Origin of the sequence: Marinovum sp. PR37 (assembly GCF_028807375.1) — a bacterium.
In the GTDB taxonomy this organism is placed as follows: Bacteria; Pseudomonadota; Alphaproteobacteria; order Rhodobacterales; family Rhodobacteraceae; genus Marinovum; species Marinovum algicola.
Window position 1 is genome coordinate 111,048 of sequence record NZ_JARAML010000012.1, and the last position, 11,431, is coordinate 122,478.

The 11,431-nt window shown below is 62.6% G+C and carries 11 protein-coding genes and 1 tRNA gene; 9 read left to right on the top strand and 3 right to left on the bottom strand.

Annotated features, from left to right (window positions below):
* Positions 1-75 precede the first annotated feature (75 nt).
* Positions 76-261, bottom strand: coding sequence for a PLDc N-terminal domain-containing protein (locus tag PVW49_RS12120; protein WP_048532604.1), 186 nt, complete (start codon positions 259-261; stop codon positions 76-78).
* 173 nt (positions 262-434) lie between these two features.
* On the opposite strand from PVW49_RS12120, the gene PVW49_RS12125 reads away from it, so the two are divergent.
* Positions 435-722 carry a hypothetical protein gene (locus tag PVW49_RS12125; RefSeq protein WP_048532602.1) on the top strand — a complete coding sequence of 96 codons (288 nt, stop codon included), beginning with the start codon at positions 435-437 and terminating at the stop codon, positions 720-722.
* Between the two features lie 29 nt (positions 723-751).
* Here PVW49_RS12125 and uvrB read toward each other — a convergent pair whose 3' ends face one another.
* Positions 752-2,947, bottom strand: coding sequence for an excinuclease ABC subunit UvrB (gene uvrB, locus PVW49_RS12130; RefSeq protein WP_274590631.1), 2,196 nt, complete (start codon positions 2,945-2,947; stop codon positions 752-754).
* A 540-nt stretch (positions 2,948-3,487) separates the two neighbouring features.
* On the opposite strand from uvrB, the gene PVW49_RS12135 reads away from it, so the two are divergent.
* The 8 genes from PVW49_RS12135 (at position 3,488) to PVW49_RS12170 (ending at position 10,908) form a co-directional block, all read left to right on the top strand.
* Entirely contained in the window at positions 3,488-3,799 is a 312-nt protein-coding gene (locus PVW49_RS12135; protein ID WP_048532598.1) for an ETC complex I subunit, read from the top strand.
* A gap of 332 nt (positions 3,800-4,131) precedes the next feature.
* Positions 4,132-6,534, top strand: a complete 2,403-nt coding sequence (locus PVW49_RS12140; RefSeq protein ID WP_274590632.1) for a hybrid sensor histidine kinase/response regulator — start codon at positions 4,132-4,134, stop codon at positions 6,532-6,534.
* A gap of 284 nt (positions 6,535-6,818) precedes the next feature.
* Complete coding sequence (locus PVW49_RS12145) at positions 6,819-7,754, top strand: MYG1 family protein (RefSeq protein ID WP_274590633.1); 936 nt, start codon at positions 6,819-6,821, stop codon at positions 7,752-7,754.
* A complete protein-coding gene (locus PVW49_RS12150) occupies positions 7,751-8,224 on the top strand; it encodes a GNAT family N-acetyltransferase (RefSeq protein ID WP_274590634.1) in 474 nt (157 codons plus the stop codon). The genes PVW49_RS12145 and PVW49_RS12150 overlap by 4 nt, the downstream gene beginning before the upstream one ends.
* A gap of 190 nt (positions 8,225-8,414) precedes the next feature.
* Positions 8,415-8,491 (top strand) — tRNA-Arg (locus PVW49_RS12155).
* Positions 8,492-8,694: 203 nt separating this feature from the next.
* Positions 8,695-9,237 carry a hypothetical protein gene (locus PVW49_RS12160; protein WP_274590635.1) on the top strand — a complete coding sequence of 181 codons (543 nt, stop codon included), beginning with the start codon at positions 8,695-8,697 and terminating at the stop codon, positions 9,235-9,237.
* A 20-nt stretch (positions 9,238-9,257) separates the two neighbouring features.
* Positions 9,258-9,806 (top strand): ImmA/IrrE family metallo-endopeptidase, encoded by a 549-nt coding sequence (locus PVW49_RS12165; protein ID WP_274590636.1) that lies wholly within the window; start codon positions 9,258-9,260, stop codon positions 9,804-9,806.
* A 16-nt stretch (positions 9,807-9,822) separates the two neighbouring features.
* The gene (locus PVW49_RS12170) at positions 9,823-10,908 is read left to right on the top strand and encodes a beta family protein (protein WP_274590637.1); all 1,086 of its coding nucleotides are present in this window, start codon (positions 9,823-9,825) and stop codon (positions 10,906-10,908) included.
* A gap of 105 nt (positions 10,909-11,013) precedes the next feature.
* Here PVW49_RS12170 and PVW49_RS12175 read toward each other — a convergent pair.
* Positions 11,014-11,431: integrase core domain-containing protein (locus PVW49_RS12175; protein ID WP_274590638.1), on the bottom strand; the 418-nt coding region annotated here is incomplete at its 5' end.

An 11,431-nucleotide genomic window follows, 5' to 3' on the forward strand; every position in this document is an offset into this window, starting at 1 on the left:
CATAGGCGCGGCACCGGGGGTTGCAAAGCGGAACGGGGCCGAAACCGGCCCCGTGTGCGATCAGTGGTCAGCCGTTCAGACGTGCGCGGCGCGGCCCTTGGGGCCGAACAGCAGCCAGGCGAGGAAGCCCAGCACCGGCAGGATCAGGATGACCAGCGTCCAGACCACCTTGGCGCCGGTCGACGCGGCGGACGTGAGGGTTTTGTAAATGGCGTAGAGGTCTGCAATCAGGATGATGAGACCAAAAATTCCATATTCCATGGGATGTCTCCGGGGTTGTTGCTGTCTCGGTCGGTACGGGCAGGTAACGTCAACCAATTCGAAATTGTTCCCGCGGGAGTTGGGCCGTCGGTGTGACCGAGGTAACAGCCGTCGTGCGCGAAATGTGGTATAATGATGCCTTGGGCCAGAACGGCCCGGACATGGGGGGAGAGATGTACGCACGTATCACGCCATACAAGATGAAACCCGGATCCCGCGAGGCGGCTACGGCCAAGATGAACGAGTTGAAGGCAGAGATTCTTGGCCTGCCCGGCATGCAGCATTTCATGAGCGCGATGAACGAGGACGGCAGCGGCTATATCGTGGCGACCGTGACCGACAAGGCGACCTCGGAGTCCAACGCGGAACGAGTCAAGGCGATCTGGGCGAATTTCGCCGAGTTCCTCGAAGAGATGCCGGTGCCGCAGGGCTTTGACGTGGTTGCGGAGTGGCGGGCATAGGGCAAGCAGTGCCGCCCGCCCCGCCAGGTCTACCGCTTGCGCCGTTGCACATTGCCGCCGCGTTGCCCGGGGCGACCGGCGGTGCTGCGCCCCTTCGACTTGACCGCCGCCTCTGACGCTTTCTCGACCGCCTGCTGGCGCGCCAGAGGGTCGTCGTGGACCGCGAGGTCGACCGCTTCGAGCCGCTTGATCTCGTCGCGCAGCCGCGCCGCCTCTTCGAACTCCAGGTTCTCGGCCGCCTTGCGCATGTCGGTCCTGAGCCCGTCGAGCACCGCCTGAAGGTTGGAGCCGGCCAGCCCCTGGTCGATGGTCGCGGTCACCCGGTTCATGTCGACATCGCCTTTGTAGAGCCCTTGCAGCACGTCCTCGACGTTCTTTTTCACCGTCTCGGGCGTGATGCCGTGTTCCTCGTTGTAGGCGATCTGCTTGGCACGGCGGCGGTCGGTCTCGGCCAGCGCCCGCTCCATCGAGCCAGTGATCCGGTCGGCATACATGATCACCCGGCCTTCGGCGTTGCGCGCGGCGCGGCCGATGGTCTGGATCAGCGAGGTTTCCGAGCGCAGAAAGCCCTCCTTGTCGGCGTCCAGAATGGCGACTAGCCCGCATTCCGGGATGTCGAGCCCCTCGCGCAGCAGGTTGATGCCGATCAGAACGTCGAAGGCGCCGAGCCGCAGGTCGCGCAGGATCTCGATGCGTTCCAGCGTGTCGATGTCGGAATGCATGTAGCGCACCTTGATGCCCTGTTCATGCATGTATTCCGTCAGATCCTCGGCCATGCGCTTGGTCAGCGTGGTGCAGAGCGTGCGGAAGCCGTCCGCCGTGACCTTGCGCACCTCGTCGAGCAGGTCGTCGACCTGCATCTCGACCGGCCGGATCTCGACCTGCGGATCAAGCAGGCCGGTGGGGCGGATCACCTGTTCGGTAAAGACGCCGCCGGTCTGCTCCAGTTCCCAGGCGGCGGGGGTCGCGCTGACAAAGACCGACTGCGGCCGCATCGCATCCCATTCCTCGAACTTCAGCGGCCGGTTGTCCATGCAGGACGGCAGGCGGAAGCCGTGTTCGGCGAGCGTGAACTTGCGCCGATAGTCGCCCCGGTACATGCCGCCGATCTGCGGCACGCTGACGTGGCTTTCATCGGCAAAGACAATCGCGTTGTCCGGGATGAATTCAAACAGGGTGGGGGGCGGCTCGCCCGGCGCGCGGCCGGTCAGATAGCGCGAATAGTTCTCGATGCCGTTGCAGACGCCGGTGGCTTCCAGCATTTCCAGATCGAAGTTGGTGCGCTGCTCCAGCCGCTGTGCCTCGAGCAGCTTGCCTTCGCCGACCAGCTGATCGAGCCGGATCCGCAGCTCTTTCTTGATGCCGATGATCGCCTGCTGCATCGTCGGGCGCGGGGTGACATAGTGGCTGTTGGCGTAGATGCGGATCTGGTCGAACGTATCGGTCTTTTCGCCGGTCAGGGGATCGAATTCGGTGATCGCCTCCAGTTCCTCGCCAAAGAACGACAGCCGCCAGGCCCGGGTGTCGAGGTGCGCCGGCCAGACCTCGAGCACATCGCCGCGCACCCGAAAGGAGCCGCGCGCAAACCCGGCGTCGTTGCGGCGATATTGCTGCGCCACCAGGTCGGCCATGATTTCGCGTTGATTGTAGTCGTGCCCAGCCTTGAGATCCTGGGTCATGGCGCCATAGGTCTCGACCGAACCAATGCCGTAGATGCAGCTCACTGAGGCGACGATGATCACGTCGTCGCGTTCCAGAAGCGCCCGGGTGGCCGAGTGGCGCATCCGGTCGATCTGCTCGTTGATCTGGCTTTCCTTCTCGATATAGGTGTCGGACCGGGCGACATAGGCCTCGGGCTGGTAGTAATCGTAATAGCTGACGAAATATTCGACCGCATTGTCGGGGAAGAACCCCTTGAACTCGCCATAAAGCTGGGCCGCCAGCGTCTTGTTGGGGGCCAGGATGATCGCCGGGCGCTGGGTCTCTTCGATGACCTTGGCCATGGTAAAGGTCTTGCCGGTGCCGGTCGCGCCCAGCAGCACCTGATCCCGGTCGCCGTCGCGCAGCCCCTGGCTTAGCTCGACAATGGCGGTGGGCTGGTCGCCGGCCGGATCGAATTCGGTGTTCATCACGAAGGTCTTGCCGCCTTCGAGCTTGTCGCGCGTCTTGACGTCGGGGGCCGGCGCGCTGAGGATCGGCATCGCTTCGGGCGAGTTGTTGTACATGGCTAGGGCTCCTTGCCCGCTAAATGTGCGACCTTGCCCGGCCAATGCAAGACCTGCTCCGCGCGCTGTTGGCGGAGCGGCCGGAAATTGTTAGACGAGAACGGCGGAGATCCGCGGCCGATTCTCGTCCGACCGGATACGCGAAATCACGTCAAAGCAGTTTGATATTGCTCGGATTTTTAGTCTAACGAAATTTGTTGTCAGCGGTCGGCCTGAGTTGTCTCAGCGATTCCATGGGTTTACGGAGACACTGCACAGTCCTGTGTCGGCGTGATGAATTTTGCGCCGGCAAAAATCGTTGCCAAGCCCGTTTCGGCGATTGTACCCTGAAATGGCAAGCAGCAGGCTTGGCTGTCGAATGTGTTGCACCTACCCACCCCTCGCTCCCCGCGACACGAACGACAGCCAAGCTGTGCTTGGCCGCCAATCCGAACAATCAGGATCGAGCCGCTGGCAGGGGCGATGCCTTTCGGGCAGTCTATACGCTTGAAACGGGGCGCGGAATTGCCGATAACCGGCGAAACACCCGGAGGCACATCCATGCGCGCACGAATTTACCAACCGGCCCGGAACGCGATGCAATCGGGCGTGGCCAAGACCCGTCAATGGGTTCTGGAATTTGCGCCGTCTTCGCCGCGCGAGGTCGATCCGCTGATGGGCTGGACCTCGTCCGAGGATACCCAGGCGCAGGTGCGGCTGAAATTCGACAGCAAGGAAGCGGCGTTGGAATATGCCCGCGACCACGGCATCGAAACCACGGTGATCGACCCCAAGCGGCGCCAGCCCAACATCCGCCCGCGCGGCTATGCCGAGAATTTCGCGGTCAACCGCCGCGGCCCCTGGACTCATTGAGCCTGTAAGAGACATCTGAGTTTTTCCCGGGCTCTGCATAAAGGGCGCCCCGCCGGCCGCAGCGGGGCGGGCGAAACAGGTGCCAGGACCGTCCGGATCGGACAATCCCGCCTTTCGCTCACCGCAGTTCGGGGATGCGCTCGCACCGCGCCTGATGCGCTGCGGCCGGAGGCGGCGCCTTGGATGCGGACCTATACTTTAGAGAGCCGCATCTGCTCGAATGCGCAAATGAGCCAGCGGATTGGGTGTCATAGTATGCACCTATGACCCCACATTGTTCCTTCTCCCAAATTCGCTGGCGCTCGCTCGTCGTTGCAACATTGGCCAGCCTGATGCTGCTTGCTTCGATTGCCGCGCTGATCACGCTGTACGTGCGCGAGCACGAACAGTCGCATGACTTCAATGCCGAGGCGCTGGCAAACGGCGAACTCATGGCCACCCGGTCGGCCATCGAATCCGCGCTCTACAAGCGCCTCAGCTTGCCTATCGCGCTCAAGGCCTTCGTCAAGTCGCACCCGGATTTCACCGCAGCGGATTTCGAAAGCTTCGCCCAAGGCCTCACCGATTCCGTGCCCGGCGTCATGAGCCTTCAGCTCGCGCCCGATGCCGTCGTCACCTATCTCACCGATATCGAACGCAACCGGGCCGCGATTGGCCATGATCTGATCGCCGACGAGGCCCGCCGGCCCGCCGTGCTGCGGGCCATCGAAAACCGCAAGTTCATCGTGGCCGGACCGCTGACGCTCAAGCAGGGCGGCCGGGCAATCATCGCCCGCTTGCCGATCTTTATCGAAGGCTTCAAGAGCCGGACCGGCTTTGACGAGTTCTGGGGGTTTGCCACGATACTGATCGATGTCGATGCCCTGTTCTCCGAGGCGGGGATGGCAGAGATCGACCATCGGGTGAAACTTGCGATCCGCGGCGTCGACGGCCTCGGGGCCGAGGGGGCCGTGATCGTCGGCGATGCCGGCGTCTTCGACACGGCAACCACCTATGCCGAGGTCATCCTGCCCAATGGAAGCTGGCAATTGGCGGCGGCGCCCAACCAGGAGGCCTTTGCCCACGATCACTCCGGGCTCTACCTTGCCGCCGCCCTGGGCTCGATCTTCTTTGTGACCTTGACCTGGGTGCTGGTCTACCGCCAGGGCAGCCGCGAGCTTCTGAATGCGAAAGAACAGGCCGAAGCCGCGAGCAAGCTCAAATCCGACTTCATCGCCGTGATGAGCCACGAGATGCGGACGCCGCTGAACGGCATTCTGGGTGCCGTTGACCTGCTGCGCAGCACCGCCCTCACAAGCGAGCAATCGAAATATGCCCATACCGCCAGCACCGCGGGTGAACATCTGCTGCGCCAGATCAATGACGTGCTCGACGTCAGCCGGGCAGAAACCGGCACGCTGCGGATCGAAAGCAGTGCGATCGACATTCGCGATATCGTGAGCAGCGCCCTGCTGGTGACCAGCTCGGCGGCCGAGGCCAAGAGCCTGACGATCGAGAGCAAGCTGTCGCTTCCCGACCATGCCGTTCTGGGCGATCCGCATCGCATCCGGCAAATTCTCGTCAACCTGATCGGCAATGCGGTGAAATTCACGGACGCCGGAAGGATCACCGTGCAGGCCAACACCCGCACCAATGCCAAAGGCATGGCCGAGGTCGAGTTCAGCGTCGTCGACACCGGCATCGGGATTTCCCGCGACCAGCAGGCGATCGTGTTTGACGATTTCGTCACGCTTGAAACCGGCTATGCCCGCAATTCCGATGGCTCCGGCCTTGGCCTGGCAATCTCGCGGCGCATCGTCAATGCGATGGGTGGTGACATCGGGGTCGAAAGCGCGCTTGGCGTCGGCAGCCGGTTCTGGTTCACGATCCCGCTGCGCCGGGCCGAGGAAACGCCCACAGCCAAGCCGGACGCGACGGGCACCCCACATCCCCATGACGGCACCAACCCTCCGGCGATGGCCGCTGTCGTCCCGCTCGAGATCCTTCTGGTGGAGGACAATGAAACCAACCGCATGGTCGCGCGTGAGCTGCTTGGTCTCGCTGGTCATGTCGTCAAGGAAGCCCGCGATGGTCAGGAAGGCGTCGACATGGCGCTGGAGCGGAAGTTCGACCTGATCCTGATGGATGTCAGCATGCCAAGAAAGGACGGCATTCAGGCCACCCAGGACATCCGTGCATCGGAGGGGCCCAACCGCGACACGCCGATTGTCGGGCTGACCGCGCATGCCATGCCGGGCGAGCGGGCCCGGTTCCGCGCCGCCGGCATGAATGTCTGCCTGTCCAAGCCGATCCGGGTGCACCAGCTGCACGAGGCGGTCGCGCAGAACCAGATCGCCCCGTCTGCGCGTGCGGCCGCCGAGCCGACAGCCCCGCAGCAGGCCGTCGATTTCCAGGTGCTGGACGATCTCGCGAACGTGCTGCCGGCGGCGGCGTTCAAATCCACGCTCGAGCGGGTCTGCGCCGAGATCGAGGAATCGATCCCGACCCTGATCGAACGCGGCCGGAACGGCGATTCCGACGCTCTGGGGCGGCAGGCGCATCGGCTCGCCGGCTCGGCCGCGCTGATTGGCGCCACACAACTTCGGGGGCTGCTCGCCGAAATCGAGGTGTCGGCCAAGACCGGCGGCGAGAAACTGGCCGAGATCGCGGAAAGCCGCCTTGTCGCGGTGGCCGGCGAAACCGCCGAGATCCTGTCGCGCCGCGCGGCGGCCCCGACCGCCGCCGTGCGCCCGTGATCGAGGGCGTGCTCCATCGGCAGGCGGGCGCTCTCACCGACAGGTCGAAACCGGCCTGATCGCGCCCGACCGCCGCAGAGAGACAGCCCGCCCCGGCGGGCTGTCTTGGCCTGTTTGGCGGCAGCTCGCGGGGGGCGTCCCGACTTTCCGGGGATTTCCGCTCGCATTTTCCCGCTGTCCCAAATAACCCTCGCAAGCAAGCGTGTGACGTGAGCCGATTTAGGACGCTATGGCCCGGATCGCCCGCGTCGCGACCGATCAATTCCCGGCAGGAGCCGCCCCTGATGACCATCACCCATCTCGTCACCCATTCCGGCGGCTTTCATGCCGATGAGCTTCTGTCCACCGTCGTGCTTGGCCGTCTGTTCCCCGAGGCGCGGCTGGTGCGGTCGCGCGATGCCGGTTGGATCACGCCCGGGGCGGGCCGGATCATCTATGACGTGGGCCGGGTCTATGACCCCCAGGCGCGGGTTTTCGATCACCATCAGAAGCCGGTTCCGCTGCGCGAGGACGGCCAGCCCTACAGCTCTTTCGGGCTGATCTGGCAGCATTACGGCCGCGACTACCTGCGCGCCTCCGAGGTGCCGGAGGCCGATATCGAGGACATCCACCAGAGCTTTGACCGGGGTTTTGTCCTGCCGGTCGACCTGATGGATAATGGCGCGCTGGAGCCTTCGGTCGCCGGGCCGCTGGCCGGGATGACGCTGCCGGTGCTGCTGGAGACGCTGAAGCCGGTGTTTGACGCCCGCGGCGAGGATGCCGACGACCGCGCCTTTGCCGAAGCGCTGCCGGTCGCCCGTGCCTTTGTCGAGGCGGCGATCCGCGGCAAGGCGGCCAAGCGCCGGGCCGAGGCGCTGGTGATGCAGGCCATCGCCGCGGCCGGCGCCGGGCGCGTGCTTGAGCTGCCCATGGGGATGCCGTTCCGGTCCGCGATCGAGACGGCGGGGGCCGATCACCTGCTGTTCGTGGTGCATCCGCGCGGCGATGACTGGGCGCTGACCACGATTCGAAAGTCCGGCGACAGTTTCGAGAGCCGCGCCGATCTTCCGGCGGCCTGGGCCGGCCTGACCGATGCGGCGCTGGAGACCGCAAGCGGCGTCACCGGCGCCAGGTTCTGCCACAACGCCCGCTTCATTGCCGTGGCCGCCACCCGGGAGGCGGTGCTGGAGATGGCGGATCTGGCGGTCGCCGCGGCGACCGAGACCGAGAGCGTCGCTTGATCCTGCACGGCGACATCACGGTTGGCGCCGCCAAGGCGGAGGAGGCGGATGTCGCGGCCTTGCTGATGCGGCATCATGCGATGATGCGGGCACAAAGCCCGGAAGAGAGCTGCCATGTGCAGACCCTGACCGAATTGACCCGCGATGCGGCGCAGGTTCTTGCCTGCCGGCGCGGCGGGCGGCTTCTGGGGGTCGGCGCTTTCAAGCCGCTGGATGCCGCTCATGCCGAGCTCAAATCCATGCATGTCATCTCCGAGGCGCGCGGGCAGGGCGCCGGCCGCGCATTGCTGTTGGCGCTGCTCGAGGCGGCGCGCCAGGCGGGTCATCGGCGGATCAGCCTCGAAACCGGAAACGCACCGGAATTTGCCGCCGCCCGCGGGCTTTATGCCGCCCAGGGTTTCACGCCATGCCCGCCGTTCGGCGGTTATGTCGACGATCCACTCAGCCTTTACATGACGCGGGCGCTGTAGCGGCCCGTCGGCTCTTGCCCCGCAGGCGAAGTTCCGGCAGATACGGGAGGCAGCGGTCCCTTAGCTCAACTGGATAGAGCAGCTGACTTCTAAGCCGGGGGTCTGGGGCCGGAAGAAGATGGAAATACAAACGGTTAGGGAAACGTCACCGGCTTGCGAACCGTTTTCCGAACCGTTATCAAAGAGCCACGGTCCCGTAGCTCAACTGGATAGAGCACCTGACTTCTAATCAGGATGTTGGGGGTTCGAGTCCTCCCGGGATCGCCATTTCTTATATATCTTACAAATACTTAGGCCGTTTCTGGTGGGGCGGTCCATCAAGTTGTGGCACAGTGAGTCCAATTGCCGGGTGGGGTGGATTCGCTATCGACGCTAAAGTCAAGATAGTTTACACTTTCTCTTGATTTGTTCTCTATACGTTCCAATATTAAAGGCGTGAAGCTCCCGATGCGTGATGAACTGGTTGTTTGATGGGTAAGCTGAGCGCCGCAATTTTAGGGTCAATCATCGGCGCGTTCGTCGCCGTTGCAGCCATCGTGTTTTGGTTCGGATGGGGGTTGCCGGGAACTGGGCAAACTGCCCACATTGATCCGACAAGGGCGGACTACGTTGACCTGCTGCTGACCGTGGCGACAATCTTCCTTGGTGCCGTTGGTCTCGCGGTTACGGTTGGGGCGCTCGTCATAGGTTTGGTCGCGTTGAAGACGCTGCGTGAAATCAAGGACGAGGCGGCGAGCGAGGCCAAAGACGCCGCAGCGGGCAAGATCACCGAGACGATGGAAGCAGAGTTAGAACCCAACGTTAATGCTAAGGTGAAAGATGCCCTTCCGGCGGCGCTACAAGCTGCGCTCCTCAATGACGAGCTTGGCCATAAAATTCTAAGCGAGATGGCTCAGCGGGGTGAACTCGATGAAGTGCTAGAGCGTGTTGCTATGCGGATGCAAGGAGGTGGGCCAGAGCCCGACCCGGATGCGGCAGAACAATACGCTGACGATGAGGGCGATCAAGCCTAACAAAACAGGAGGGAGAAACCATGGATGGAAACATGCAAAGCATAGCGGCGGCAAATGGCTGGGAGGTCAAGTCGCCTTCCAGAGAATATACGAGCCTTCCGCCTGAAATCCGGCAGGATATTGACGGTTACCTCTCCGAGCACCCGGTCAAGTTGGGTGCGATAGCAAAGCGTCTGGGCGTCAAGGTACTGTTGTCCACGCTGCCGCGCGGCACATCCGGCCAGATCGGACAGGAGAACGGAGACTTTGTCATCCGCATCAACAGGCACGAGGCGAAGCACCGCCAGCGCTTCACGCTTGCCCATGAGCTTGCGCATTTCCTGTTGCATCGCGAACGGATTGTTGCAGAGGGTGGCTGGTCAGAGAATGTCCTGCTGCGTTCCGGTCAACCGGCCAATATCGAATACGAGGCCAACCGGCTCGCATCTGACTTGGTGATTCCGTCCGCCCAACTGGCAGAGGCGACGGCGGAGTATTCTGGCCCAATGACCAGTGAAGTGATCGAGGACCTCGCCCGCCGGTTTGGAGTGTCCACGGCGGCGATGGAAATCAAGTTGCAGATGACCTGAAGGGGCGGCGCGGGCAATGGATGTTCAGGAGTATCTGGTAACGTTGGGCATCCGCCCCGCCGAACTGAGCGGTTTGAAGGAACTGCCGGGAACAACGAAAGACCGGTTGACACCGCTCGTTTTGCTGGCCCCTTGGCTCGCTACATCGCCCCTGTCCCGAGCGTTGGATAAGTTTGAGGACTCATACCCGTCGCGCCAATACTTCATTGACGTAGATACCTATTACCAGATGAACGACAAGCCCAATGAGGCGAAAGAACTCTGGGCTCGACTTGCCGCAAAGCCAGCGGACCTTGACGCGTGGTGGGAACTCCTGTCGGAGTATCCGAACGCCAATCCATGCCTGCTAATGGCAGAACGCACCATCGAAAGTGCCCGGGAACAGATCGCTTGGGCCCGGGAAAATGACCGGACCTTTTGTCTGCGAATGAATCTGGCCGAAGGGATAGGCTCCGGCATCCCGCAATGGATGCCTGCGCTTGTAGCAGAATTGGCGGCAGAGGGGGCGAACGACTACGCCGTGGTGTTCGAGTTTGGTTGGGTGCCGGACCCGCTCCTCGTGGCCGCCCTTGCCAGCGGTTACACGAATAGTTTCTTTGGAACGATCCCGCCGGAGGTTCCAATTGCCGTCTCTTGCACTTCGTTTCCAAAAGACTTCACGATCTTTGACGGGACCGAAGTCTGCGGTTTCACCAACCGCGATCTTCTCGCCCAAGTGCAGCAGGCCACTAACCATCCGCGAATTATTTACGGCGACTGGGGCACTACTAAACCCCGAAGCTATGGCCATGCAAGCCAACCTAAGAACCGTATCGACTATCCAGCAGATACCTCATGGATCATCGCCCGGGATAAGAACGATGAGGTTTCATTCCAAGTCGCTGCGCAGAGGATATTGGACAGCGGCTACTGGGCAGGGAATCTTGGGGTTTGGGGAGAGCAGCTTATCGAAGGGACTGCCGCCGGGCAGGCCTTTGCAATTGACACGATGCCCAAGATGTATTCTGCGCGGATCAACATCCACCTTCACCGTCAGGCATTCTACGGCCACCTTCCACCGCCGGAAGCGCTCGATGAAGAATGGAGCGACGACGATCTCTGATCACGCGCGATTGGTGTGCTAGACGTATCTGGACAGCACAAAAGCTCAGGGTAAACTTTCGCTTGCAACGCACAACTAGTGACCCCATGACCTGCCACGGAACTTTCATCCAACCGCGACCGGAGCCCGGTTTGTGTTTACGCCGGTTGGCGCAGGTTGAGCAATCGCCCGACGCGCGGAGCTTTCATCTCGCGCAGCGGGGCGGGCGATTGCGGTGGTCAGGGTCCGCGCGTAGGCAGCCGGGGTTTGGTAATCCAAGGCCGAATGGGGACGCTCGGTGTTGTAGTCCGTGGCCCAGGCAGCGATCACGATCCGCGCATGGGCCAGGTTGCGGAACATGGTCTCGTTGAGCAACTCATCGCGCATCCTGCCATTGAAGCTTTCGACGAAACCATTCTGCATCGGCTTGCCCGGCGCGATGTAGTGCCATTCGATCCGGTGCTCGGAACACCACCGCAAGATCGCGTTACTGGTCAGTTCCGTGCCGTTGTCGCTGACAATCATGCCGGGCTTTCCGCGGCGC

Bases quoted from the DNA above. Each gene is read 5' to 3' on its own strand.
- PVW49_RS12120 (WP_048532604.1), bottom strand. From the start codon at position 261: ATGGAATATGGAATTTTTGGTCTCATCATCCTGATTGCAGACCTCTAC.
- PVW49_RS12125 (WP_048532602.1), top strand. From the start codon at position 435: ATGTACGCACGTATCACGCCATACAAGATGAAACCCGGATCCCGCGAG.
- uvrB (WP_274590631.1), bottom strand. From the start codon at position 2,947: ATGTACAACAACTCGCCCGAAGCGATGCCGATCCTCAGCGCGCCGGCC.
- PVW49_RS12135 (WP_048532598.1), top strand. From the start codon at position 3,488: ATGCGCGCACGAATTTACCAACCGGCCCGGAACGCGATGCAATCGGGC.
- PVW49_RS12140 (WP_274590632.1), top strand. From the start codon at position 4,132: ATGCTGCTTGCTTCGATTGCCGCGCTGATCACGCTGTACGTGCGCGAG.
- PVW49_RS12145 (WP_274590633.1), top strand. From the start codon at position 6,819: ATGACCATCACCCATCTCGTCACCCATTCCGGCGGCTTTCATGCCGAT.
- PVW49_RS12160 (WP_274590635.1), top strand. From the start codon at position 8,695: ATGGGTAAGCTGAGCGCCGCAATTTTAGGGTCAATCATCGGCGCGTTC.
- PVW49_RS12165 (WP_274590636.1), top strand. From the start codon at position 9,258: ATGGATGGAAACATGCAAAGCATAGCGGCGGCAAATGGCTGGGAGGTC.
- PVW49_RS12170 (WP_274590637.1), top strand. From the start codon at position 9,823: ATGGATGTTCAGGAGTATCTGGTAACGTTGGGCATCCGCCCCGCCGAA.